The organism is Amorphus suaedae, from assembly GCF_053629675.1.
In genome coordinates this window covers 1,793,931-1,817,480 of the sequence record NZ_JBRJIT010000001.1, presented here as the reverse complement: position 1 = coordinate 1,817,480, position 23,550 = coordinate 1,793,931, and the positions used below count along the sequence as shown (strand labels likewise).

Sequence of the window (23,550 nt, the reverse complement as noted above, 5' to 3'; positions counted from 1 at the left end):
TGGATGAGTGTCAAAAACCGGTTCGAAGCGCTTGCAATCGAACGCTCCACGGAATAGGCATGTCGCTCCGACGGGGTCCCACCCTGTCGGCGCGGTCTTCGAGACGGATCTGACCTCGTTCTGGTCGACACTCGAATGGATCGCACGGGCGCCGGTAGCTCAGCTGGATAGAGCACCAGACTACGAATCTGGGGGTCGGGGGTTCGAATCCTCCCCGGCGCGCCACTCGCTTCGCGATGGCCGCATCCTTTGCCCAAGTGCCGCACGACCATGGTTCGATGCGGCGCGCCACGTTCCTCGATGACATTTCAGACGCTGTGAAACGGGCCGTTCGGCGGCCCGGGCGGATCGCGTGAACCCGGCCGTTCGGCGGTCTGGCCCATGGCCCACCCGCGCTCGGTCCGCGCTTCGCCCTGCCGCCCGTTCGGAGGCGATGGTCCCGTGCCGATTCCCGCCAGGTCGCCGCGCTGGGGCCGCTCAGGCGATCTCGAAGAGGCGGCCGAAGCCGGGGCGGGGGGTGTGGACGCCGGCGAGGCGGGCCAGGTCCCAGACGCCGGCGGTGGCGCTGGTGACGACCGGCAGCGGCGTCTCGGCTTCCAGCCGTCGCACGCAGTCGAGCGTCTGCAGCCCGCCGCAGGAGATCAGCAGCGCGTCGGGCGTCTCGGCGGCGGCGATCGCCGCGCGGCCTTCGTCCACCAGCCGCTCGGTGCCGACGCCGGCGACGTCGGCCACGGCGCGGATGTTGAGGGAGCGCAGGGCGGCGATCTCGAAGCCGTTCGCCTCCAGGAACGCGGCGAGCATCCGGTTCACGTCGTCCTCGTAGGCCGTCAGCACCGCGAGGCGGCGGGCGGAGAACGCCTTCAGGGCGCGGACGATCGCCGTGCTCATGGTGGAGGAGGGCCTGCCGGAACGATCGGCGACGAGGTCCGTCAGCTCGTCGTTGAAGCCGGCGCCGCGGAAGAAGCTGAGCGAGGTTCCCATCACCCCCACCACCGAGGCGCCCTCGGCGGCGAGCGATGCGGCCGCGTCGCCGACATGGGCGGTCACCCGCGCGTAGTCGTCGCCGGCCATGGCGTTGAGGCCGAGGCCCCGGGCGACAAAGCGGGTGTCGGGATAGACGGCCGAGGCCTCCGGCGGGACCTCGCCGGCCGCGGGCGGAACGATCATGCCGATGGCGGGGCTGGTCATCCGGCCGCCTCCTTGCGCGCGGGCTTGAGCTCGTTCCACAGAGACCAGACCAGCGAGGCGACGGCAACCGCCATGAACGCGGCGCAGACGGGGCGGGTGAACAGCGGCATGTAGCTGCCGTCGTAGATGACCAGCCCGGAGCGCAGGTTGGTTTCGGCGATCGGGGTGAGGATGTAGGCGATGACGAACGGTCCGGCCGGCACGCGCGCCTTGGCCATCACGTAGCCGAGCACGCCGAAGCCGAGCATCGCCCAGATGTCGAAGAAGCGGCTCGACACGGTGAACGCGCCGATGAAGCAGAACACCACGATGGCCGGGAACAGGTAGAACTTGTTCACGTACATGAGGCGGGAGAGCAGCGGCGTCGCCACCCACATGATCGCCAGCATGGCGACGTTGGCGGCGAACGCGCCGGCGATCACCGTGTAGGCGATCTGGGGGTTCTCGGCGAACAGCAGCGGGCCGGGGTTGAGGTTGTGGATGACCATCGCCCCCAGCAGGATGGCGGTGATCACCGAGCCCGGGATGCCGAGCGTGATCAGCGGCACCAGCGCGCCAACGGTGCCGGCGTTGTTGGCGCTTTCGGCGGCGATGATGCCCCGCTCCTCGCCGTGGCCGAAGCGCTCGGGGGTCTTGGAGACGGCCTTGGTGACCGAATAGGCGGCGATCGAGGCGGTGGTGCCGCCGACGCCGGGCAGGATGCCGATCCAGGATCCGATCAGCGAGGAGCTGATGAAGGTGCCGGCATAGTCGCGCAGGTCGCGCAGCCGCATGGCGACGCGGGCGGAGCCGCGGATGCGCTCCATCGGCGGGCGGCCGGCGCTCTCGCAGTCGACGAGCACCTGGCCCAGCACCAGCACGCCGAGGATGACCGGCAGCAGCGAGAAGCCGTTATCGAGGGCGGAGAAACCGAAGGTGAGGCGCAGGTTGCCGGAGACCGGATCGATGCCGGGCATGGACAGCAGCGCGCCGAGGGCGGCGGCCAGCAGCCCGTTGAGCAGCGAGCCGCGCGACACCGCGGCGATCAGCGTGAGCGCGACCACCGTCATCGCGAAGATCTCGTAGGGCCCGAAGCGCACCGCCACCAGCGACAGCGGCGGCGACAGCACGGCGAGGATCGCCCAGGCGATCAGGCCGCCGATGAAGGAGGCGAGCACGCCGAGGCCGAGCGCCCGGGCGGGCTGGCCGCCGGCGGCCATGGGGTAGCCGTCCAGCGTCGTCATGATGGCGGCCTCGGTGCCGGGCATCCGCATCAGCGTGGCGCTGATCAGGCCGCCGGTGGTGGCCCCGATGTACATGGAGATGAGCAGCAGCAGCGCGTCCGCGCCGTCCATGAAATAGGTGGTCGGCAGGGCGAGCGAGATGACCACGGCGCCGGAGAGGCCCGGGATGGCGCCCACCAGGATGCCGACCGCGGTGCCGATCAGGATCCACCCGAAGCCGGTGGTGAACACGTAGAGATAGGTGTCGAGCATGGTTCGCCTCGAGGCGTTGGATCCGACGCGATGGGAGGCCGGAGCGGGACCGTGGCTGCGGATCCGGACTCAGAGATCGACGTAGAGGAAATGCTTGAAGAGCAGGTCGAGGCCGATGCTCGTGCCCACGGCGACCGCCAGCAGGACCAGCAGGGCCCGGGGCGTCAGCCGCCCGACCATCACCCAGGTGGCGACGAACAGGAACACGCTGGTGACGATGCGGAAGTCGACGTCGGTCCGGGCGAGCGCCAGCAGGTAGAGGACGGCGAGGCCGAGCATCCCGGCCGAGCCGAGCATCCGGCCGGTGCCCGCTTCGTCCTCGGCGTCCGCGGAGGCGGGCGTGCAAAAGAGGATGACCATCCTCAGCGCCACGAGCGCCAGCATTCCGATGGCGATGGCCCGCGGGAACGCCGCGGTGCCAAGCTGTTCGTAGGGGGAGGTGGTGACCGACGCCAGGCCGTAGAGGCCCAGGCCGGCAACCGCGGCCGCGATGGTCAGGAAGACCACCGCAGCCGGATTGTCGCGAACTCCGGCGCGCTTCATCCGATTTGCCCTCGGGACGGGTTGCCGATCAGTTCTTCGCGGAGGTCTTCTTCACCAGCTCGACGACGTCGAGATAGGACTGGTAGTCCGCGTCGACCGCCTGCTGCAGCGCGTCGCCGGTGAGAACCTTCAGCTCCTCGCTGTTGTTGGCGAGGTAGGTCTGCACCTCCTCGGTCTCCAGTGCCTTCTGGAGGACGCCGGCGAGATAGGCGACGCGGTCCGCCGGGGTGCCCTTCGGGGCCCAATAGCGGCGGCGAAGGCAGCCTTCCACGTCGTAGCCCTGCTCCTTGGCGGTGGCCAGGTCGGGCGCGGCCTCGAAACGTTCGGCGCCGAGGGCGGCGAGCGGACGGAGGTCGTTCTTGCCCTTGGTCAGCCACGGGGCGGACATCAGCGCCATGTCGGTGAAGCCGCCCTTCATGGAGGCGAAGCGCTTGGAGGTGCCGCCGGTCGGGACGATCGCCCACTGGGTGTCGCCGAGCGACATCAGCTGGGCGGACGGGAAGTGGGTCGAGCTGCCGATGTCGTCGGCCTGCTTGAGCTTGCCAGGGTTCTCCTTGGCGTAGGTCATCAGGTCGTCGAGGGTCTTGAACTGGGAGTCGATCGGCACGGCGACGAACAGGCAGCTCTCGCTCGCCTGGATCACCGGCTGGAGATCGGCCGGGCCGTACTCGACGCGGCCGAGGGCGGACACGGCGAACAGCTCCTGGTGGATCTGCAGCAGCGTGTAGCCGTCCGGCTCCGCCGTCAGAACCTGACGCGTTCCGACGGTGCCGGCGGCGCCGTCGGCGTTGACCACAACGAAGGGCACCGGCAGCAGGTCGTGCTTGTCGATGGCGGCCTGGACGGCGCGGGCGAGGCCGTCGGTGCCACCGCCGGCGCGGAACGGCACGATGAGCTTGATCGGCTTGTCGGGATATTCGGCGAGTGCCGGATGCGCGGCGACACCCAGTCCGAGCGTGGCGGCAACAGCGGCGGCTACGAGGGTTCTCATAGGCTTCAGTCCTCCCGTTGAATCTGATGGGCGCGTCGAGGCGCCTCTTGCTTGATCTGCAGAAATTAGTTTTGTATCCAACGTTCTTGTTGTCAACGATCTTGCGTTAGATTTTTTCCAAGTTGCGATCGGCGGCAAGCCAGAATCGAGAAAAAAAGGGAGAAGCGCGTGAACCTGTCGATCGAGGAAGTGACGGCCTATCCGGCCTATATCCCGGTGACGCTGCCGCTTGGGACGCTGAAGGCGGAAACCGCCCTGTCGTGCGTCGTTGTGGAAATCCGCACCACCGACGGCGTCGTCGGCCACGGCTACACGGCCATCACCGACGAGGAAGTCGTCGCGGCCGCCGTGCGCGAGGTGGTGGCGCCGAACCTGAAGGGGCTCAACGCCCTCGATCGCGAGCTGATCGCCGAGCGACTCTACTGGATGCTCTCCCCGCGCGGCCAGACCGGCTATGCGAGCCATGTGGTTTCCGCCGTCGACCTGGCGCTTTGGGACATCCTCGGCAAGGCGACGGGGCAGCCGTGCTGGCGCCTGCTCGGCGGCGCGCGCAGCGAGGTGCCGCTCTACGTGACCTTCGGATTCGGCTCGCTCGACCGCGACCAGCTCGGCGAGGCGGCGACCTACCTGAAGGCCGACGGGGTGACCCGGTTCAAGATGGTGGTCGGGCACCATGCGCTGCAGCGGCGCGCCCACCACCGCGACATCCATGCCCACGTGCTGGAGGACATCGAGCGGGTGCGGGTCGTGCGCGAGGCGATCGGCGACACCTGCGAGCTCTACGTGGACGCCAACTGCAGCCTCGATCCGACCTGGGCGCGCTTCCTGGCGGACCGGATGGCGGAATACGACATCTCGTTCTTCGAGGAGCCGGTGCGCGACAACGACGTCGTCCGCATGCGGGATCTGCGCGAGCAGACCGGCATGCCGGTGGCGGCGGGCCAGAACGAGGGCCAGCTGTTCCGCTTTCGCGACCTGCTGGTCGGCGGCGCGGTCGACGTGATCCAGCCGAACGTCGTCATCTGCGGCGGCTTCACCGCCGGCCTGAAGATCGCCGGCATGGCCCAGGCCCACAACGTCGAGATCGCCAACGGTGGCGCGTTCCCCTTCCACAACATGCACCTGCATGCCGGACTGGCGCATGGCGGCCTCGTCGAGTGGCACCTGATCTCGGTGGAGATGTGCAAGGAGCTGTACTCCGACCTGCCGGAGCGCAACGGCTCGATGCTGACGCTTCCGGAAACGCCGGGGCTGGGCTTCGTCGCCGATGCGGACGCGCTGCGCGAATACGCCAAGCGCCCGACCTCGCGCGGCACCGGCAAGGGCTGAGGCGATGGCCGGCAGCTGGAGCTCGGTCGACGATCTGCGGCTCAGGGCCCGACGCCGTCTGCCGCGGTTCGCCTTCGACTTCATCGACGGCGGCGCGGGCAACGAGGCGAGCCTCCGCCGCAACGTCGAGGCCTATGGGCGCGCGACGCTGACGCCGCGCGTGCTGCGCAACGTCGACGGCGATCTGGCGACCGCCACGCCGTTCTTCGGCCGGACGTGGCGGGTGCCGTTCGGCGTCGCCCCGATCGGCATGGCCGGCATCGCCTGGCCGGGGATCGACGGCTGGCTCGCCGCCGGCGCCGAGCGCGCCGGCGCGCCCTACACCGCCTCGACCCCCGCCACCGACACGCTTGAGGCGCTGCGGCAGGCGGCGCCGACCTCGTCGTGGTTCCAGCTCTACGTGGGCAAGGAGCAGTGGATCGTCGACGACCTGCTGCGCAGGGCGGAGGCGGCCGGCTACGACACCCTGCTGGTGACCGCCGACGTGCCGAAGCCGGGCAAGCGGCTGCGCGACATCCGCAACCGCTTCATGCTGCCCTTGCGGCCGAGCGCGCGGATGGCCTTCGACGTGGCCACGCACCCGGCGTGGTCGCTGGCGATCGCCCGCTCTGGCTCGCCGCGCTTCCGCAACCTGGAGACCTATACCGAGAGGAGTTCGGCGAGCTCGCTGGCCGAGTTCATGGCCTCGCAGAGCTCCGGACGCCTCGACTGGGGGCTGTTTGACGAGATCCGGGCGACCTGGAAGGGCCGGCTGGTCCTGAAGGGGGTGCTGTCGCCGGCCGACGCCGTCGAGGCGGTCCGCCGCGGCGCCGACGGAGTGGCGGTTTCCAACCACGGCGGCCGGCAGCTCGCCTCCGCGCCGGCGACCCTCGACGCGCTGGGCGCGGTCCGCGCGGCGCTCGGCCCGGACGTTCCGGTCCTGCTCGACGGCGGCATCCGCAGCGGCGAGGATATCCTCAAGGGGCTGCTGGCGGGGGCGGACTTCGTGCTGATGGGGCGGCCGTTCGTCTACGCCGTCGGGGCCTATGGCCAGGCGGGCGCCGAACGGGTGTTCGATCTTCTCCGGGCCGAGCTGGTCAACGCCATGGCCCAGATCGGCCTCGCCGACATCGCGAACCGCGCCGACTTCACGGACTGCTTGCGCCTCGGCTGAGGCCGTTGCATCGAAGTGCCGGCGCCCGCGCCAGCACGAATTGGCCAGCATGGAATGGATGAAGTCGTGAGCATCGTCGAAAGCAGCCGCGAGACCGCCAGCCCGCCCGAGGTCGAGCTGGGGCTCCTGGAGGAGTTCGTCGGCTTCTACCTGCGCCTGGCCTACGAGAGCGCGTTCCAGGATTTCTCCCAGGTGCTCGGTCCCGATTCGCTGAAGCCGGGCAACTTCGCGCTGCTGTCGCTGATCCACGAGAATCCCGGCATCACCCAGACGGTGCTGGCGCGCGCCAGCGGCCGGGACAAGTCGAGCGTGACGGCCGGTCTGCGGCAGCTCGAGGACAAGGGCCTGATCGAGCGCACCCGCCTGGAGGACGACCGCCGCTCCTACGCCAGCCGGGTGACGCCGGAAGGCCTGGTGGTCTACGAGCGCATCGCCGACAAGGCCCACACCCACATGCGCCGGCTCGACGACATCATCGGCGACCGCAAGCCGATGCTGATGGCCGCCCTCAAGGACATCGTCGCGGGGCTGGCGCAGAAGGCCGCCGACGACAAGCTCGGCTGAGCGGCCGGGGCGGGCGCCGCGCTCCGACGGGGCATTGGCGGAGCTAGATCTCGCCCAAGCCCATCATCCGGGCGATCTCGTCGGCCGCCACGGTTGCGGCGACCTCGCCGTCGCCCACCGAGCTCTCCAGCTCGCGCACCCGAGAGCGGACGTCCGGGCGCATGTGGATGGCGGCCATCATCTGTTCGCGGATCATCGTCCACATCCAGGCGACCTGCTGGCGCTGGCGCTTGGCGTCGAAGCTGCCGGTCTTCTCGCCGCTGGCGCGGTGGTTCAGCACCTCCTGCCACAACCGCTCCAGGCCGTCGCCGGTGAGGCCGGAGACGGTGATGACCGGCGGCCGCCAGGCGGCGTCGGAGGCGGTCAGGATCTGCAGCGCGCTGCGGTATTCCGCCGCCGCCTGCATGGCCCGGGGCGCGTTGTCGCCGTCCGCCTTGTTGACGGCGATGACGTCGGCGATCTCGATGACGCCCTTCTTGATGCCCTGCAGCTCGTCGCCGGCGCCGGGCAGGCCGAGGACGAGGAAGGTGTCGACCATTTCCGCCACCGCCGTCTCCGACTGGCCGATGCCGACGGTTTCCACCAGCACCACGTCGTAGCCGGCCGCCTCGCACAAGAGCATCGTCTCGCGGGTGCGCGCGGCGACGCCGCCGAGCGTGCCGGCCGAGGGGGAGGGTCGGATGAAGGCGTTCGGATCGACGGCGAGGCGCTCCATCCGCGTCTTGTCGCCGAGGATCGAGCCGCCGGTGCGGGTGGAGGAGGGGTCGACCGCCAGCACCGCGACGCGGTGGCCGGCCTTGGTCAGCATGGTGCCCAGCGCGTCGATGGTGGTGGACTTTCCGACGCCGGGCACCCCTGTGATGCCGAGGCGGACGCCGCCGCCGGTGTCGGGCAGCAGCGCCTGCAGGAGGCCGCGGGCGCGCCTGCGGTGGTCGATCTTCTTCGATTCCACCGTCGTGATGGCGCGGGCGAGCGCCGCCCGCTTGCCGGAGCGGATGCCGTCCAGGAGACGGTCGAGCTCCGGATCGGGTCCAGTCGGGGAGGGGGTGTCGCGATCGCTCGTCATGGGGCTCGAACTTTGCCCCAGATTCGCCGCGGCCGCGACACCCGGGAGGGACGGCCGGTCAGGACTTCCAGATGATGCGCTGAAGCTCGGCATCCTTGAGGTCGCTGGCGCTCGGCAGTTCGTCGAACGGTCCGCGGTAGCCGGGGATCGCGAACACCAGCGTCACGTCGCTGGCGCCGCGCGACGGGCATACCGCCATGCCGCGCCACAGGTTGCGGCCGACGCGGCAGGAGGAGCGGCTGACGCCGGCCTGGGCCATCGACATGCCGATGCGTTCGCCGCGCGGACCGGTCAAGTGCTGGGTGACGCCGTGGACCTCGCCGACCATGCCGTTCGATCCCTTGAAGACCTGGATCACCTGGATGCCGTCGCGGAACACCGCGAGCGTCCACGAGGTGCTGTTCTCCTGGGCCGTCTGGACGGTGCGGACCTCGCCCCACGGAAGCGCTTCCTTCAGCGCGGACTCCGAATAGCGGGTCGAGCCGTTGACCGGGCCGGCGCCGCTGCTGGTGATGCTGAGGTAGGTCTCGGTCGGGTAGGTGGCCTCGTCGCCGCTGGAAACGCAGCCGGCCAGCGACAGGGCGAGCGCGGCAATCAACGCGAAACGCATGGTGTCTTTCCTGGTTACAGGGTGAGAAAACGGAGCGGCCGGACGTCGGGTCCGGCCGGCGGGGCCCATAGGGCGCCAACAGAGTGAACGAACGGTCAATCCGCGACGACCTCGACGGGCTGGCGCGTATGGAAGACGCCTGTCTGGTGGAAGCGTTCCTTGTAGATCGACTTCAGTTCGCCGAGTTTGCCGGTCGCCTCGGCCGTGTCGGGATGGACGATGACGAGCATCTTCGTCGTTTCGGTGAGGACGCCCGAGGCTTTGGTGGAGGTCCCCTGGCCGTAGGCGGACAGGACCGTCAGCCCGTCGGGAAAGCGCGGGGTGACCTCGTCGGCGAGGAATGTCGACCACTCCTGCTCGCTGACGCCGCCGTCGGGACTTTCCATGCCGAAGTAGATCGTCGACTGGACCATGGCGGTGTCGGATTGCGCCGATGCGTCGCGGCCCATGAGGGGAGACGCGGCGAGGAACGCGGCAAGGACGACTGCAACGATGAAGCGCGGCATGGGAACCCTCCGTTGGCGATGTGTTTTTCTGTCCGCCGGAAATAGCATTCTTTCACGTGTTTGAGCATTCCCCCGTCGGCGGCGCGGCGCACGGCCCCGTGATCGCCGGCCGTCACGCGCTCCAGCGGTCGTGGCGGACGACGGCGTCGAGCGGCAGGCGCGATGCCCAGCGCCGCGCCTCCAGCTCCGGACGGTCGAACAGCCGGTCGACGAAGCCGACGCAGAGATAGGCGACGATCGCGACCTCGGACGGGATGCCGAGGATGGCGCGCACGTCGGCCTCGCGGAAGATCGACACCCAGCCGACGCCGACCCCTTCGGCGCGGGCGGCGAGCCACAGATTCTGCACCGCGCAGACGGTCGAGTAGAGGTCGGTGTCGGTCTGGTGGGTGCGGCCAAGCACCACCGGCCCGCCGCGGCGGCGGTCGCAGGTGACGCAGATGTTGAGGGGCGCCTTGCGGATGCCTTCGAGCTTCAGCGCCCGGTAGCGCTCCGCCCGCTCCCCCACGAACATGGCGGCGGCCTCGGCGTTGGCGGCGAGGAACGCGGCGTGGATCTCGGCCCGCACTTCCGGGTCGCGGACGAGCAGGAAGGTCCACGGCTGCGACAGCCCGACGGACGGCGCCGCGTGGGCGGCCTCCAGGATCCGCCGGAGCACGTCGTCGGGCACGGGATCGGCGCGGAACTCGTCGCGCACGTCGCGCCGGCTGCGGATCGCCCGGTAGACGGCGGCACGCTCGGCCGGATCGAACGCGCCGGCGGGCACGAGAAGGTCGGCGGACGGGTCGGGGACGGCGGAATGCGGCATGGGTCGGCCTCGCGACGGCAACGCCCCGCCGCGATCCAGGCGGAAGGGCCATCGCGTTCGGCCGGTCTTCTGGCTCCGGTTCATCCCCGTCCGGCGCCTTCCCGGCCCAGAGCAGTTCCCGTTCGGATCAAGCGATCTGAACGAAAGGGAATTGCTCGTCGATTGGTTGGCCAGTGGCAGTCTGCCGGACAGGTCCCCGTTACAGCGTCGGGCACGCTACGGATTTGCACCGCATTTCCGATTCTCCCGCGCGAGGCGGGCACCGAACGGGCCAAGTCTGGCGAAACGGGGCCGCCGGAGCAAGGGCCGCGGTGTCAGGGGCGATCATTCCGACGGGGGCGTGTCGGGTTCTTCCCTGTCGGGAGAGGTCGGGGCATCAGTCGTTCGGGCAGACGAGATTGACGCCGAGCGTGTAGCAGCCGCTCGCCCGGGTCCGGGTCGGGGAGGGCGGCCCGATCGAATCGGAGCCCGGATCGGGACGGGCCTCGCGCGGGCCGATCTCGTCCGGATCCGGCTGGGTGGAGGCCGGCGCCGTCCCATAGGGAACGCCGTAGCCGGGCGGCGGTCCGGAATTCCGCCAGGCCCAATCGCCGATCGCGTCCAGCCCGACCGCGCCGGCCGCGGCGGCCGCGCCCCAGTCCGCCGCGTCCCGCTTGTCGTACATCGACGGGCTGTAGCGGTCGGCCTGCCAGTTCGCTGGCGGAGCGTTGAAAGGCTGCTGTCCGCCCGAAGGCGCGCCGTAGCCACCGTCCGGCCCGGCGCGGGACGGCGACCGGCTCCAGCCCCGATCGTCCACGCGCTGGATGGTACGGGCGTGCGGCGCATCCGCCATCGCCGCGGCTCCCGCATGACCCGCCAGAGAACCGGCCGATGCCGTTGGCGCGCCGATCAGACCGACCAGCCCCACGGCCATGAGAGCGAGGCGAGCGGAGCGGCAGCTCGGTGTGAAGGCGCGCATTTGGTTTTCCCCGGCCAGGCATCAGCGGATGCGGCAAGGAAACGGCTCGAGCCTGTCGCCAGGCTTGCCTATCCGGAAGCAGGGCGTCGATCATGTTTGCGCGCACTCGCGACAAGTCGGCGGAGCCGCGTAAGCCACGCCGTGGGGATCACAACGCATGCTCGCTTTCCCGGCGCGAGACGGACGTTAGCAGAGCGCTTATTCTGCAAAATCTCAGAGATACACTACAAAAATACTAAGTTTGGAAATCCTAGCCGCATGCTTTTGTAAAAGATAAATCTAAAGTCACTGGTTGCAATTTATACCATAGCAGGGTGAATAGATCCTCGGAGACTGCGTAGCATACGGGTTGTTCGCTGACTCATTCGAGTACGGACTTCCGTAACGACCGTAGGGGTTATTAATTGAGTCTGGGCTATAGGGACTTCCGTAACGACCATATGGGTTGGCGACAGAGTTTGGATCGTAGCGATTGTTATTTAAGTTACCAAGGTATCGACCATCTTGAGAGCGCAGATAAGGTGAGGACTGCGCAAAAGCATTCGTGATGGCGATGAGTGAAACTATGGTGACGACTATGGTGCGGCGCATCGCTTTCTCCTATCCGAAGGCTAATATCCTGCACCCTTCGGTGGTGTTGGGCAAATGACCTCTTGTCTTGATTTGTGTGACGCTCAGCCGGGCAGCGACGCCCGCCCGAAGGCGTGCGGCAGCAGGGCGTCGATGGAGGTGGCGAGCACCCGCGACAGGTCGCCGGCGCAGCACAGCACCGGAATGTCGGCGTTGGCGAGGCCGGCGAACTCGGCGATCATCTGCCGGCACCGGCCGCACGGGGTGACGATGGCCGAGGCGGTGCTCCCCGCGCTCTTCAGGTGGCCGGTGACGGCGATGGCGGTGACGACGCGGTCGCCGGCGTTGTTGGCGGCCACCAGCGCGGCCGCTTCGGCGCAGATCGCCAGCCCGTAGGAGGCGTTCTCGAGGTTCGACCCCTGGTAGACGGCGCCGGACGCGGCGCGCACGGCGGCGCCAACCGCGAAGCGGGAATAGGGGGCGTGGGCGTTGGCGGTGGCCGCGTAGGCGGCGCGGCAGAGGGACTGGTCCTCGGCCGAAAGCTCGGCCAGCGGCCGGCCGCCCTCATCGGCGTCCGGGGCGGTCACCGGCGGGCTCACTCGGCCGCCTGGCGGGGCGCGTAGCCGAGCTTTTCGTTGAGCTTGGCGATGAGGTCCACCGCGGCATCGGCGATCACGGTGCCGGGCGGGAAGATCGCGGTGGCGCCGTCGCGGTAGAGGGCCGCGTAGTCCTGGGGCGGGATGACCCCGCCGACGACGATGAGGATGTCCTCGCGCCCCTCGTCGGCAAGTGCGGCTTTCAGCGAGGGCACCAGCGACAGGTGGCCGGCGGCGAGCGACGAGACGCCGACGATGTGCACGTCGTTCTCCACCGCCTGCCGGGCGCATTCCTCGGGCGTTGCGAACAGCGGACCGATGTCGACGTCGAAGCCGAGGTCGGCGAAGGCCGAGGCGATCACCTTCTGGCCCCGGTCGTGGCCGTCCTGGCCCATCTTGGCGACCAGGATGCGCGGCCGCCGGCCGTCGTTCTCCTCGAACGCCTCGACCAGCTCCTGAACCTTCCGGATCTTCTCGCCCATCGATCCGCTCTCCCGCTTGTAGACGCCCGAAATGGTCCGGATCTCGGCCTTGTGGCGGCCGAACACGGCCTCCATGGCGTCGGAGATCTCGCCGACGGTGGCCTTGGCGCGGGCCGCCTCGATGGAGAGCGCCAGCAGGTTCTCGCCCCCGGCTGCCCCGGCGGTCAGGCGCTCGAGCGCGGCCTTGGTGGCGGCCTCGTCGCGCTCGCCGCGCAGCCGCGCGAGCTTCTCCACCTGGCTCTTGCGCACGGCGGCGTTGTCGACCTTGAGGACGTCGATCTCGGCCTCGTCCTCGGGCTTGTACTTGTTGACGCCGACGACCGTCTGCGCGCCGGAATCGATGCGCGCCTGGGTCTTCGCGGCGGCCTCCTCGATGCGCAGCTTGGGGATGCCGGCCTCGATGGCCTTGGCCATGCCGCCCAGCCCCTCGACCTCCTCGATGTGGGTGAGGGCGCGGGCCGCGAGATCGGCGGTCAGCCGCTCGACGTAGTAGGAGCCGCCCCACGGGTCGATCGGGGTGGTGGTGCCGGACTCCTGGGCGAGCAGGATCTGGGTGTTGCGGGCGATGCGGGCGGAGAAGTCGGTCGGCAGCGCCAGCGCCTCGTCGAGTGCGTTGGTGTGCAGCGACTGGGTGTGGCCCTGGGTGGCGGCCATCGCCTCCAGGCAGGTGCGGACCACGTTGTTGAAGGGATCCTGCGCCGTCAGCGACCAGCCGGAGGTCTGGCAGTGGGTCCTGAGCGACAGCGACTTTTCCGACTGGGGCGCGAAGTTGTCGCGCATCAGCTTGGCCCAGAGCAGGCGGCCGGCGCGCAGCTTGGCGATCTCCATGAAGACGTTCATGCCGATCGCCCAGAAGAAGGAGAGGCGCGGCGCGAAGGCGTCGATGGACATGCCGGCGGCGACCCCGGCGCGGGCGTATTCGATGCCGTCGGCCAGCGTGTAGGCGAGCTCCAGGTCCGCCGTCGCGCCCGCTTCCTGCATGTGGTAGCCGGAAATCGAGATCGAGTTGAACTTCGGCATGTTGGCCGAGGTGTAGGCGAAGATGTCGGAGATGATCCGCATCGACGGCTTCGGCGGGTAGATGAAGGTGTTGCGGACCATGAACTCCTTCAGGATGTCGTTCTGGATGGTCCCGGCGAGCTTCTCCTGCGGCACGCCCTGTTCCTCGGCCGCCACGATGAACAGCGCCAGCACCGGCAGGACGGCGCCGTTCATGGTCATCGACACGCTCATCCGGTCGAGCGGGATGCCCTGGAACAGGGTGCGCATGTCGAGGATGGAATCGATGGCGACGCCCGCCATGCCCACGTCGCCGGCCACCCGCGGGTGGTCGGAATCGTAGCCGCGGTGGGTCGGCAGGTCGAAGGCCACCGACAGGCCCTTCTGGCCGGCGGCGAGGTTGCGCCGGTAGAAGGCGTTGGATTCCTCCGCCGTCGAGAAGCCGGCGTACTGGCGGATCGTCCAGGGCTGCTGGACGTACATGGTCGGGTAGGGGCCGCGCACGAAGGGCGGCAGGCCCGGATAGCTGTCGGCGAAGCCCAGCCCGGCGCGGTCGTCGGGGCCGTAGACGGACTTCACGGAAATGTCCTCGGGCGTCACCCAGGCGTCGCCGGCGTCCATCTGGGCGGAGACGGTGGGCGTCTTCCAGGCAATCTCAGAGAAATTGGGCACCGCCGTCATGGGCGTGATCCTCTTTGGAACAAGAGCAAGCCAACAGCTCACTCTCATCAAATTCTCGCAAACTGAGACCATTCCCGCAATTCTATGACCGCGGATTGAGCCTAGCTAAGGGCGTTCAACCGATAGAGACCACGAGCGACTCGGACAAAGAGCTCTGAGTTTTTTCCGTTTCCAACTGCATGCTTCGGTAAGAAGACACCGTAGGTCCTGTCCGCCCAGCCCGGGCAAGCTCGCTTCACCATTGCTGCATTGAACGGCTCATCAAGCTTCCCGAAGCGAACGGCAGCAAAGATCTCAGAGGCAAGTATCTTCATCTGCCAAGCTCCTCTGAGTGGTGCTTTGGACGGGACCCAAGTCTTGATTTCAAATGCTTTCTCAGTCGCCGATCCCGAGCCGGGCGTGCAGCGCCGACAGCGCCTCGACCAGGTCGATGCCGGCGTACAGGAACCCGTCGATGCCGGCCTCGTGGTAGTCGGCCTCCGCCGTGCCCGGCTTGCCGGCGAGATAGACGGTGGCGATGCCGGCCTGCTTTAGGGCGCCGACGGTGGCGATGGCCATCTCGGCGTAGCGCGCGTCGGACCCGGCCAGGCAGACGCAGCGGACGCCGGCGCTGGCGGCGGCCTCGGCCACCTCCTCCGGCGTGTCGTGGGTGGCGGCGGCCGAGGTCATCAGGCCGCCCGCCTCCAGGGCCGCCTTCGCCCAGCCGGCGCGGGTGGCGTTCTCGGCGAGCGGACCGAGGCCGGCGATCATAACGGTGCGGTCGATGGGATCCTCGACGGTCTCGGCGGCGTCGCGCAGCGCCTCGAACGGTTCGGCGAGCCTGGTCGCGGGCAGCGGCGCGGTGGTGGTGATGGAAGCAGGCGCGGCTCTCGTGCCGGCGCCGATGTCGGCGAGGCTGGCGCCTGCGCCGGCGGCGGCCACCAGCGCCACGAAGGCCTTGCCGCCGCCTTCGGCCGGCAGGTCGAGCGGCTTGCCGGGCGCCGGGGCGACCGGCGCGTCGGGTGCCGGCTGCACGTCCACCGCGCGGTCGGGCAGCAGCGGAAACTCCGAGGTGCCGACGATCGGCAGCGCGCGCCGGCGCACGGCGGCGGCGCGGCGGTCGCGCTTCTCCGCGATCTGGCCCTGCCACCAGCCGGAGGCGAGCGCGGCCGGCAGCCCGCCCTTGCGCTCGATGGCGCGGAACAGGTCCCACGCCTTGCCGGCGAGCGCCTCGGTGCGCGCCTCCACGCCGCCGGAGCCGGCGGCGGGATCGACGACGTGGTCGACGTGGCTTTCCTCGATCAGCATCGAATGGGTGTTGCGCGACAGCCGCCGGGCAAAGCGGTCGGGCAGGCCGATCGCCTGGGTGAACGGCAGGACCGTCAGCGAATCCGCCCCGCCGACGCCGGCCGCGAAGGCGGCGACCGTGGTGCGCAGAAGGTTCGTTGTGGGGTCGAAGCGGGTCATCATCCGCCACGCCGTCTCCACGTGGGTATGGGCGCGGGCATCGGGCACGCCGCACTCGGCGGCGACCTTCGCCCACAGGCGTCGCAGCGCCCGGATCTTGGCGATGGTGGCGAACTGGGACTGGTCGCCCGACAGCGCGAAGCCGACCAGCGGCAGCGCGTCGGCGACGGCGAGCCCGCCGTCTACGTAGGCGCGCAGATAGGCAAGCGCCGCGCCGAGCGCCGAGGCGAGCTCCTGGGCGTCGCTGGCGCCGCCGTTGTGGAAGGGGCGGCCGTCGGCGAGGAAGTAGGGCGCGCGGAAGCCGCGGGCGTGCAGCGCGCGTGCCGTGTCCCCGGTGCGCTTCGCCACCTCGTCCCACGAGGCGGAGAGCTTGCCGGCGACGGCGCCGCCGCCGAGCGGGTCGAGGCCGAAATGGAGATCCATGGCGGCGGGGTCGTGGCCGCGCCGCTCGACGAGGGCAGCGGCCAGCGCCGCGAGGCCCCGGCCGGCGGCGCCCGCCTCCAGCCTGAGCGGCGCCATGTCGAGCATGACGCCCGACAGCGCGCGGTCGAGGCTGTCGAGATCGGTGATGCGCACGCCGCCGCCATAGGACGTGGGCGCGGCCGGCAGCACCAGCGTCAGGCCGGCCGCGCCCGCGTGAAGCTCGCGCAGGGCGATGTCGTTGGCGGCCTCGGGATCGGCAACGTCGATGCGCTGGATCGCGGCCCAGCGGCCGGCGCCTGCACGGCCGAGCGGCACGGAGCTCGTGGACGGAGGATAGAGCGGCGCCAGCTCGATGCCGTCGTCGGTGGTGGCGACGAGGCTGTCGAACGGGCGGCCCTTCAGGGCCTTGTCGACGGCGGCGCGCCAGGCGGCTTCGGTGGCGGCGGTCTCGTCGAGCCTGAAGAGGGCGTTCTCGTCCACGGGGCTTCTCTCGTCCTTCGCGGGTGGGGCCATCCGGTTATGGCGCCGTCGCGTGGCCCGACGCAAGCGCAAGGGTGCGCACGCCCAGGTCGCACGCCGTACGCCGCGTCCGCCTTGACCCAGCGCAACCGGACGCGGCACGCGTCCGGCCATCGCCGGTCAGCTCAATAGGTCATCATCGGGGTGAGCGACTTGGCGTGGGCGACCCACGCCTCGACGCGCTTCTCGCTGGGCACCAGGCGCACCAGCTTCTTCTTGCCGTTCACCTCGGCCATCTTCTCGGCGAGGTTGGCGGCCTTGCGGGTCCGCAGCTCCTTCACCGTGTCGACGCCGGCCGCCTCGAGGAGCTCGGAATACTCCTCGCCGACGCCGCGCACGCGCATCAGGTCGGCCATGTTGGCCCACTTGAGGATCTGCTTCTCCTGGAGCCCGGTGGCCGAGGCGACGGCCTTGCGGCCCTTCGGATCCTTGGCGCGCTGCAGGAGCGTGCCGGTGGTCTTGATGCCCGCGGCCGCCAGCTTTTCGGTGTAGGCCGGTCCGATCCCCTCGATCTTCGCAATCGAATAGTTCGTCATCGTGGCGTTTCCCTCTCCGCTTTATGTGCAACCCAACGGGGACATGATGCCGCCGTTTCGCGGTCGCGGCTAGCGCGGAGGGGGGAGGGGAACCGGCGAGGCGAAGGGCCGGCTCAGACGAACTGGGACAGTCCCGGGATCTTCTGGATGACGCGGTCGACCACCTCGTCGCCGGCCTGCTCGCGGGCATAGGCGACCAGCTCCTTCACGACGACCTGGACCTGGCCCATGCCGAGGCCCGCGGCGGTCAGCTCGTTGAAGGCGGCCATGGCGCCCATGCCGCCGCCCATCAGGCCGCCGAGACCGCCGAGCAGGCCCGACTTTCCGGCCTCGCCGCGCTCTTCGATCATGTGCTCGGCACCCGGCATCTTGTCGATCAGTTCCTTGGTCTCCGGCGGTCCGTCGCGGTTCAGGAAGTTGACGATGATCGAGATCGCCTTTTCCGCCGTTCCGCGGTCCAGCCCGGTCCGCTCCACGATGCGGTTCACCAAAGCGTCCATGTCGTCACTCCCGTTCCGGGTCGTTGCGTTGCCTGTCGGCGCAGATAGCCACAGGACGCGGGGCGGGAACAAGGCCCGGCGCGGCGAATCCCGCGCGATGTCGGCCGCGATCGGGGCGGCGCCGATTGAGGCGGCAGGGGCGCGGCCCTATAAGCGGTGAAACGACGGGAGGGACGCGGCATGCTGCTTCGGGACGACGCGATTTTTCTGGGGGCAAGCGGCCAGCCGGAATACCTGGTTCTGAAGCGGGCCAACCGGCACGGCCTGGTAACGGGGGCGACGGGCACCGGCAAGACGGTGACGCTGCAGATCCTCGCCGAGGGGTTCTCCCGCGCCGGGGTGCCGGTGTTCTGCGCCGACGTGAAGGGCGACCTCTCCGGCATCGCGGAGACCGGCGTGCCGAAGGACTTCCTGGAGAAGCGCGCCCGCAAGATCGGCTTCGCCGACGAATACGCGTTCTCCAGCGCGCCGACGACGTTCTGGGACCTGTTCGGCGAGCAGGGGCACCCGATCCGCGCGACGGTGTCGGAGATGGGGCCGCTGCTCCTGTCGCGGCTGATGGACCTCAGCGACGCGCAGGAGGGCGTGCTCAACATCGTCTTCCGGCTCGCCGACGACCAGGGCCTGCTGCTGCTCGACCTGAAGGACCTGCGCGCGCTGATCGCCCACGTGAGCGAGAAGGCCGACGAGCTGTCGCGGCTCTACGGCAACGTCTCCAAGGCCTCGGTGGGCGCCATCCAGCGCCAGCTGCTGGTGCTGGAGGAGCAGGGCGGCGACAGCTTCTTCGGCGAACCGGCGCTCGCCATCGCCGACCTGATGACGACGGATCCGGCCAGCGGACACGGCGTCGTCAACGTGCTGGCGGCCGACCGGCTGATGAGCAGCCCGCGCCTCTACGCGACGTTCCTGCTGTGGCTCTTGTCGGAGCTGTTCGAGGAACTTCCGGAGGTGGGCGACCCGGACAAGCCGAAGCTCGTGTTCTTCTTCGACGAGGCGCACCTGCTGTTCGACGAGGCGCCGAAGGCGCTGGTCGACAAGGTCGAGCAGGTGGTGCGGCTGATCCGCTCGAAGGGCGTCGGCGTCTATTTCGTCACCCAGAACCCGCTCGACGTGCCCGACGCGGTGCTCGGGCAGCTCGGCAACCGGGTGCAGCACGCGCTGCGCGCCTTCACGCCGAAGGACCAGAAGGCGGTGAAGGCCGCGGCCGACACGTTCCGTCCCAACCCGGACCTCGACACGGCCCAGGCGATCACCGAGCTCGGCGTCGGCGAGGCGCTGGTCTCGACCCTCGACCTGGAGGGCGTGCCGTCCATGGTCCAGCGCACGCTGATCCGTCCGCCGGAGGGACGGCTCGGGCCGATCACCCCGGAAGAGCGCAAGGCGAAGCTCGCCGCCAGCCCGCTGGGGAAGACCTACGACACGCCGGTCGACCGGGAGTCGGCCTACGAGATCCTGATGCGCAAGGCCGAGGAGACGGTGCAGACCGCCGAGGAGGGGACGGTGGCACCGGAACCCGACCAGCCGATCTCCAAGGATACGCCCGGCGCGGCAAAGGAGACCGGCGGCCTCGGCGGCTTCTTCGGATCGATTTTCGGTATCGGCAGCGGGCGCAGCCGGCGGCTGTCGTCGTCGCAGCGGGTCGCCCGCAGCGTCGCCAGGAGCCTGTCCAATCAGGTGGCGGGCGAGATCGGCCGCCAGATCGGCGGGCGGTCGGGATCGACGGTCTCGAAGGCCGTCGTGCGAGGGGTTCTCGGCAGCCTGCTGCGCAGATGACATCCCGCGTGGCCCTCGAGGTGGAACGAGTGCGGCCGGCCCGTGTTGTGATTCAGGGATGAATCACGAGATTGGATGTACATGCGTGGAATTCTGATCGTCTTCGTCGCGCTCTCGGCGATGCTGGGCATCGTCCTGATGGTGCTCGCGGTCCAGAACGGGGGATTCCAGCAGGCGGGCGCGGTGGTCGACCGGCAGCTCGGCACCGCCGGCGTCGATGCCGGGCGGGTCGTGGAGCAGGCCGGCGATGCGATCGAACGCACCACTGAGCGGGTGCGGGACGCCGCCAACTGACCGTCGCCATCCGCGACGGCCCGGGCCTCTGATCCGGGCGGTCTGGGCTCCGTAAGCCTTTACATCATGTGTCCGTCGCAAACGGGAGGACCGTTGCGGCGAAGCTCCCAGCGCGCGCCGTTCCGCTGTTGCGGCGACCCGTCATCCTGCGCCATAGGTGAAAGGCAAGCGGGGCCGACGATGCGGGCAGACGAAGCCGGCGTTCGTGGACCCGCTCCTGACATCGAAGGTGCAGCGAGGCGACCATGAGCATCGACGCGGTTCTCTCCCGGATCGACCGGGATCTCGACCAGAGCCTCGAGCGACTGTTTTCCCTTCTCCGGATCCCGTCCATTTCCACCGACCCGGCCTATGCCGGCTCCTGCCGCGAGGCGGCGCAGTGGCTGGCCGATGCGCTGTCGGAGATCGGCTTCGACGCCAGCGTGCGGCCGACCGACGGGCAGCCGATGGTGGTCGCCCACTATCCGGCCGGATCGCGGTCGCCGGACGGGCGGGTGCTGTTCTACGGCCATTACGACGTGCAGCCGGTCGACCCGCTGGAGCTGTGGGAATCCGACCCGTTCGAGCCCCGCATCGCCACCCGGCCGGACGGCTCGAAGATGATCGTCGCGCGCGGCGCGGCCGACGACAAGGGCCAGCTGATGACCTTCGTCGAGGCGGCGCGCGCCTGGATCGCCGAGACCGGGGGCCTGCCGGTACCGGTGACGATCCTGTTCGAGGGCGAGGAGGAATCCGGCAGTCCGAGCCTCGCGCCGTTCCTCAACGCCAACGCCGAGGAGCTGAAGGCCGAGGCGGCGCTGGTCTGCGACACCGGCATGTGGGACCGGGACACGCCGGCGATCTCGGTGTCGCTGCGCGGCCTGGTCACCCACGAGTTCACGGTGACGGCGGCCGACAAGGACCTGCACTCGGGCCTGTTCGGCGGCGCGGCGCGCAACCCCAACCATGTGGTGGCCAAGATCCTGGCCGACCTCCACGACGCCGACGGGCGCGTCACCATCCCGGGCTTCTACGACGGCGTCTCCGAGACGCCGGCCGACGTGCGCGCCCAGTGGGAAGGGCTCGACTTCTCCGAGGAGGAGTTCCTCGGCCAGGTCGGGCTGAAGACGCCGGCCGGCGAGACCGGCCGCAGCGTGCTGGAGCAGATCTGGGCGCGGCCGACGGTCGAGGTGAACGGCATGATCGGCGGCTACACCGGCGCGGGCTTCAAGACGGTGATCCCGTCCCAGTCCTCCGCCAAGGTGTCGTTCCGCCTGGTCGGCGAGCAGGATCCGGACACCCTCGTGGAGGCGCTGCACGCCTTCGTGCGCGCGCGCATTCCCGACGACTGCACGGTCACCTTCAAGAGCCACGGCGCGAGCCCGGCCTTGAAGATCCCTCTCGACAGCGCGATCCTGCAGACGGGCAAGGCGGCGCTGTCGGCCGAGTGGAACGTCGATCCGCTGATGATCGGCATGGGCGGATCGATCCCGATCGTCGGCGCCTTCAAGAGCAAGCTCGGGATGGACACGCTGCTGGTCGGCTTCGGCCTCGACGACGACCGCATCCACTCGCCCAACGAGAAGTATGAGATGTCCAGCTTTCACAAAGGCATGCGATCATGGGCCCGCATGCTCGGAATGTTGTAGCGTCGCGTGATTCGGCTGAAGAAGAACGCGCCACGGCGCGTCGGACATGAGTGAAGGGATGGGGACATGGCGAGCCTGGACGTAGAAAAGACCGCACGGTCGGTCTTCGGAGATCTGCATCGCAACTGGGGATGGCTGCTGGCACTCGGCATCCTGATGGTGGTCCTCGGCATGGTCGGCCTCGGCATGACCTACTGGCTGACGGTCTTCGCGGTGATCTGGTTCGGCGTGCTCGCCGGCATCGGCGGCATCGCCCAGCTGATCGGCGCGTTCCGCCACAAGGGCTGGAAGTCGACGCTCTGGCACGTGCTGATCGGCCTCGTGTACCTGGCCGCCGGCATCGTCATGGTGGCCCTGCCGATCGCCTCGGCCGTCTGGCTGACGCTGTTCATCGCCGCGTCGCTGGTCGCCATCGGCGTGATGCGGCTGGTGATGGCCTTCCAGGTGAAGGGCGGCGCGGCCGTCTGGCTCGGCCTGGCCGGTGCCGTGTCGATCCTGCTGGGCGGCATGGTATTCGCCAACTGGCCGATCTCCGGCGCCTGGGTCATCGGGCTGTTCGTGGCGATCGACCTGATCTTCCACGGCATGGCGCTGATCTCGGTCGCCCTGGCGGCGCGCTCGCTGCCGATGGACCCGCCGGCCGGCAAGCCGGTCCGCTGAAGGAACGCTGCGTCGGCGCCCACGGGCCGGCGCAAAAGGGACCCGTCGCCCGTCGGTGCGCTTGCCCCGGACGGGCGCGGGACCATCTTCCATTCCTGTACGGGTGGGGCGAACGGGCGTAACGTCCGGCGCGGGTGCGACGCACGGGCAAGGACGGGAGTAGCCGACATGTGGCCGGACCGCCGTGTAACCGACCTTCTCGAGATCGATCTGCCGATCATCCAGGCGCCCATGGCGGGCGCCCAGGACGCGGCCCTGGCGGCGGCCGTCTCCGCCGTGGGCGGGCTCGGCAGCCAGCCCTGCGCGATGCTGTCGGCCGAGGCGATCCGCGCCGAAGTCGCCACCATCCGGGCCGCGACGGACAAGCCCTTCAATCTCAATTTCTTCTGCCACGTCCCGAGCGATCCCGACGCGCACGCGCTGGCCGCCTGGAAGGCGCGGCTCGGCGACTATTACGTCGAGCTGGGTCTCGACCCGCGCATGGAGGTGTCCGCCCCCAACCGCGCGCCGTTCGACGCGGCGATGGCCGATCTGGTCGACGAACTGGGGCCGCCGGTGGTGAGCTTCCACTTCGGGCTGCCGTCGGAAGACCTTCTCGAACGCGTCCGGGCGACCGGCGCGGTGGTGCTGTCCTCGGCGACGACGGTGGCCGAGGCGCACTGGCTGGAGGACCACGGCGTCGACGCGATCATCGCGCAGGGCGCCGAGGCGGGCGGCCACCGCGGCATGTTCCTGACCCGGGCGGTCGCCTCCCAGGTCGGCACCTTCGCGCTGGTGCCGCAGGTGGTCGATGCCGTGTCGGTGCCGGTGATCGCGGCGGGCGGCATCGCCGACGGACGGGGCATCGCGGCGGCCTTCGCGCTGGGGGCCGCGGCCGTGCAGGTGGGCACAGCCTATCTCCTCACGCCGGAGGCGACGATTTCGGACCTGCACCGGGCGGCGCTGTCGCGCGGCAGCGCCGACGAGACGGCGCTCACCAACGTGTTTTCGGGCAAGCCCGCGCGCGGCCTGGTCAACCGGGTTATGCGCGAGGTCGGCCCGCTCGCGCCCGAGGCGCCGCCGTTCCCGACGGCCGGCGGCGCGCTGGCGCCGCTGAAGGCGAAGGCCGAGCAGGCGGGGTCGCCGGACTTCTCGTCGCTGTGGTCGGGGCAGGCGATGACGCTGGCCCGCGCCGAGCCGGCCGCCGCCGTCACCACGCGACTGGCGGCGGAGGCAGAGGCGTGCCTGGCGCGGCTGGCCGGATAGCGCCGGA

The 23,550-nt window shown here is 69.7% G+C and carries 22 protein-coding genes, 1 tRNA gene and 1 riboswitch; of the genes, 9 read left to right on the top strand and 14 right to left on the bottom strand.

The window, feature by feature from the left end:
• The first annotated feature begins 148 nt into the window (after positions 1–148).
• Positions 149–225 (top strand) — tRNA-Arg (locus AB7M35_RS08235).
• 252 nt (positions 226–477) lie between these two features.
• Here AB7M35_RS08235 and AB7M35_RS08230 read toward each other — a convergent pair.
• The 4 genes from AB7M35_RS08230 to AB7M35_RS08215 all read right to left on the bottom strand — a co-directional run bounded on the left by AB7M35_RS08230 (position 478) and on the right by AB7M35_RS08215 (position 4,197).
• The gene (locus tag AB7M35_RS08230) at positions 478–1,188 is read right to left on the bottom strand and encodes an arylmalonate decarboxylase (protein ID WP_453958768.1); all 711 of its coding nucleotides are present in this window, start codon (positions 1,186–1,188) and stop codon (positions 478–480) included.
• Complete coding sequence (locus AB7M35_RS08225; RefSeq protein WP_453958766.1) at positions 1,185–2,663, bottom strand: tripartite tricarboxylate transporter permease; 1,479 nt, start codon at positions 2,661–2,663, stop codon at positions 1,185–1,187. Before AB7M35_RS08225 ends, AB7M35_RS08230 begins: the two co-directional genes overlap by 4 nt.
• Positions 2,664–2,732: 69 nt before the next feature.
• Complete coding sequence (locus AB7M35_RS08220) at positions 2,733–3,206, bottom strand: tripartite tricarboxylate transporter TctB family protein (protein ID WP_453958764.1); 474 nt, start codon at positions 3,204–3,206, stop codon at positions 2,733–2,735.
• Between the two features lie 28 nt (positions 3,207–3,234).
• A complete protein-coding gene (locus AB7M35_RS08215) occupies positions 3,235–4,197 on the bottom strand; it encodes a tripartite tricarboxylate transporter substrate binding protein (protein ID WP_453958762.1) in 963 nt (320 codons plus the stop codon).
• Positions 4,198–4,365: 168 nt separating this feature from the next.
• On the opposite strand from AB7M35_RS08215, the gene AB7M35_RS08210 reads away from it, so the two are divergent.
• The 3 genes from AB7M35_RS08210 (at position 4,366) to AB7M35_RS08200 (ending at position 7,243) form a co-directional block, all read left to right on the top strand.
• Positions 4,366–5,526 (top strand): mandelate racemase/muconate lactonizing enzyme family protein, encoded by a 1,161-nt coding sequence (locus AB7M35_RS08210; RefSeq protein ID WP_453958761.1) that lies wholly within the window; start codon positions 4,366–4,368, stop codon positions 5,524–5,526.
• Between the two features lie 4 nt (positions 5,527–5,530).
• Positions 5,531–6,679, top strand: a complete 1,149-nt coding sequence (locus AB7M35_RS08205; RefSeq protein ID WP_453958759.1) for an alpha-hydroxy acid oxidase — start codon at positions 5,531–5,533, stop codon at positions 6,677–6,679.
• Between the two features lie 66 nt (positions 6,680–6,745).
• On the top strand, positions 6,746–7,243 hold the full coding sequence (locus AB7M35_RS08200) for a MarR family winged helix-turn-helix transcriptional regulator (RefSeq protein WP_453958758.1): 498 nt from the start codon (positions 6,746–6,748) through the stop codon (positions 7,241–7,243).
• Positions 7,244–7,286: 43 nt separating this feature from the next.
• Here the strand turns inward: AB7M35_RS08200 and meaB are convergent, their stop codons facing one another.
• From meaB to AB7M35_RS08150, 10 genes are all read right to left on the bottom strand, one after another.
• Positions 7,287–8,309, bottom strand: coding sequence for a methylmalonyl Co-A mutase-associated GTPase MeaB (meaB, locus tag AB7M35_RS08195; RefSeq protein WP_453958756.1), 1,023 nt, complete (start codon positions 8,307–8,309; stop codon positions 7,287–7,289).
• A 58-nt stretch (positions 8,310–8,367) separates the two neighbouring features.
• Positions 8,368–8,919 carry a DUF1131 family protein gene (locus tag AB7M35_RS08190; protein ID WP_453958754.1) on the bottom strand — a complete coding sequence of 184 codons (552 nt, stop codon included), beginning with the start codon at positions 8,917–8,919 and terminating at the stop codon, positions 8,368–8,370.
• A gap of 95 nt (positions 8,920–9,014) precedes the next feature.
• A complete protein-coding gene (locus AB7M35_RS08185; protein ID WP_453958752.1) occupies positions 9,015–9,425 on the bottom strand; it encodes a DUF3574 domain-containing protein in 411 nt (136 codons plus the stop codon).
• 112 nt (positions 9,426–9,537) lie between these two features.
• A complete protein-coding gene (gene bluB / locus AB7M35_RS08180) occupies positions 9,538–10,233 on the bottom strand; it encodes a 5,6-dimethylbenzimidazole synthase (protein ID WP_453958750.1) in 696 nt (231 codons plus the stop codon).
• A gap of 42 nt (positions 10,234–10,275) precedes the next feature.
• Positions 10,276–10,515, bottom strand: a riboswitch (cobalamin riboswitch).
• 94 nt (positions 10,516–10,609) lie between these two features.
• On the bottom strand, positions 10,610–11,065 hold the full coding sequence (locus tag AB7M35_RS08175) for a hypothetical protein (protein WP_453958748.1): 456 nt from the start codon (positions 11,063–11,065) through the stop codon (positions 10,610–10,612).
• Positions 11,066–11,865: 800 nt separating this feature from the next.
• The gene (locus AB7M35_RS08170) at positions 11,866–12,348 is read right to left on the bottom strand and encodes a cytidine deaminase (protein WP_453958746.1); all 483 of its coding nucleotides are present in this window, start codon (positions 12,346–12,348) and stop codon (positions 11,866–11,868) included.
• A gap of 8 nt (positions 12,349–12,356) precedes the next feature.
• Positions 12,357–14,519 carry a methylmalonyl-CoA mutase gene (gene scpA, locus AB7M35_RS08165; protein ID WP_453958745.1) on the bottom strand — a complete coding sequence of 721 codons (2,163 nt, stop codon included), beginning with the start codon at positions 14,517–14,519 and terminating at the stop codon, positions 12,357–12,359.
• A gap of 375 nt (positions 14,520–14,894) precedes the next feature.
• Positions 14,895–16,868 (bottom strand): methylmalonyl-CoA mutase family protein, encoded by a 1,974-nt coding sequence (locus AB7M35_RS08160; protein WP_453958743.1) that lies wholly within the window; start codon positions 16,866–16,868, stop codon positions 14,895–14,897.
• Between the two features lie 164 nt (positions 16,869–17,032).
• Entirely contained in the window at positions 17,033–17,443 is a 411-nt protein-coding gene (locus AB7M35_RS08155) for a DUF4332 domain-containing protein (protein ID WP_453958742.1), read from the bottom strand.
• A 113-nt stretch (positions 17,444–17,556) separates the two neighbouring features.
• Complete coding sequence (locus tag AB7M35_RS08150) at positions 17,557–17,943, bottom strand: DUF2267 domain-containing protein (protein ID WP_453958740.1); 387 nt, start codon at positions 17,941–17,943, stop codon at positions 17,557–17,559.
• A 180-nt stretch (positions 17,944–18,123) separates the two neighbouring features.
• On the opposite strand from AB7M35_RS08150, the gene AB7M35_RS08145 reads away from it, so the two are divergent.
• The 5 genes from AB7M35_RS08145 (at position 18,124) to AB7M35_RS08125 (ending at position 23,543) form a co-directional block, all read left to right on the top strand.
• Entirely contained in the window at positions 18,124–19,716 is a 1,593-nt protein-coding gene (locus AB7M35_RS08145) for a helicase HerA-like domain-containing protein (RefSeq protein WP_453958738.1), read from the top strand.
• 81 nt (positions 19,717–19,797) lie between these two features.
• Positions 19,798–20,010, top strand: a complete 213-nt coding sequence (locus AB7M35_RS08140) for a hypothetical protein (protein WP_453958737.1) — start codon at positions 19,798–19,800, stop codon at positions 20,008–20,010.
• A 245-nt stretch (positions 20,011–20,255) separates the two neighbouring features.
• Entirely contained in the window at positions 20,256–21,638 is a 1,383-nt protein-coding gene (locus AB7M35_RS08135; protein ID WP_453958735.1) for a dipeptidase, read from the top strand.
• A 66-nt stretch (positions 21,639–21,704) separates the two neighbouring features.
• A complete protein-coding gene (locus AB7M35_RS08130) occupies positions 21,705–22,298 on the top strand; it encodes an HdeD family acid-resistance protein (protein WP_453958734.1) in 594 nt (197 codons plus the stop codon).
• A gap of 168 nt (positions 22,299–22,466) precedes the next feature.
• Positions 22,467–23,543: an NAD(P)H-dependent flavin oxidoreductase gene (locus tag AB7M35_RS08125; protein WP_453958732.1), complete on the top strand. Its 1,077-nt coding sequence runs from the start codon at positions 22,467–22,469 to the stop codon at positions 23,541–23,543.
• The last annotated feature ends 7 nt before the right edge of the window (positions 23,544–23,550 follow it).

Excerpts from the sequence above, each read along its gene's own strand:
- AB7M35_RS08230 (WP_453958768.1), bottom strand. The coding sequence starts at position 1,188 with ATGACCAGCCCCGCCATCGGCATGATCGTTCCGCCCGCGGCCGGCGAG.
- AB7M35_RS08225 (WP_453958766.1), bottom strand. The coding sequence starts at position 2,663 with ATGCTCGACACCTATCTCTACGTGTTCACCACCGGCTTCGGGTGGATC.
- AB7M35_RS08220 (WP_453958764.1), bottom strand. The coding sequence starts at position 3,206 with ATGAAGCGCGCCGGAGTTCGCGACAATCCGGCTGCGGTGGTCTTCCTG.
- AB7M35_RS08215 (WP_453958762.1), bottom strand. The coding sequence starts at position 4,197 with ATGAGAACCCTCGTAGCCGCCGCTGTTGCCGCCACGCTCGGACTGGGT.
- AB7M35_RS08205 (WP_453958759.1), top strand. The coding sequence starts at position 5,531 with ATGGCCGGCAGCTGGAGCTCGGTCGACGATCTGCGGCTCAGGGCCCGA.
- meaB (WP_453958756.1), bottom strand. The coding sequence starts at position 8,309 with ATGACGAGCGATCGCGACACCCCCTCCCCGACTGGACCCGATCCGGAG.
- AB7M35_RS08190 (WP_453958754.1), bottom strand. The coding sequence starts at position 8,919 with ATGCGTTTCGCGTTGATTGCCGCGCTCGCCCTGTCGCTGGCCGGCTGC.
- AB7M35_RS08185 (WP_453958752.1), bottom strand. The coding sequence starts at position 9,425 with ATGCCGCGCTTCATCGTTGCAGTCGTCCTTGCCGCGTTCCTCGCCGCG.
- bluB (WP_453958750.1), bottom strand. The coding sequence starts at position 10,233 with ATGCCGCATTCCGCCGTCCCCGACCCGTCCGCCGACCTTCTCGTGCCC.
- AB7M35_RS08175 (WP_453958748.1), bottom strand. The coding sequence starts at position 11,065 with ATGGCGGATGCGCCGCACGCCCGTACCATCCAGCGCGTGGACGATCGG.
- scpA (WP_453958745.1), bottom strand. The coding sequence starts at position 14,519 with ATGACGGCGGTGCCCAATTTCTCTGAGATTGCCTGGAAGACGCCCACC.
- AB7M35_RS08155 (WP_453958742.1), bottom strand. The coding sequence starts at position 17,443 with ATGACGAACTATTCGATTGCGAAGATCGAGGGGATCGGACCGGCCTAC.
- AB7M35_RS08150 (WP_453958740.1), bottom strand. The coding sequence starts at position 17,943 with ATGGACGCTTTGGTGAACCGCATCGTGGAGCGGACCGGGCTGGACCGC.
- AB7M35_RS08145 (WP_453958738.1), top strand. The coding sequence starts at position 18,124 with ATGCTGCTTCGGGACGACGCGATTTTTCTGGGGGCAAGCGGCCAGCCG.
- AB7M35_RS08140 (WP_453958737.1), top strand. The coding sequence starts at position 19,798 with ATGCGTGGAATTCTGATCGTCTTCGTCGCGCTCTCGGCGATGCTGGGC.
- AB7M35_RS08135 (WP_453958735.1), top strand. The coding sequence starts at position 20,256 with ATGAGCATCGACGCGGTTCTCTCCCGGATCGACCGGGATCTCGACCAG.
- AB7M35_RS08130 (WP_453958734.1), top strand. The coding sequence starts at position 21,705 with ATGGCGAGCCTGGACGTAGAAAAGACCGCACGGTCGGTCTTCGGAGAT.
- AB7M35_RS08125 (WP_453958732.1), top strand. The coding sequence starts at position 22,467 with ATGTGGCCGGACCGCCGTGTAACCGACCTTCTCGAGATCGATCTGCCG.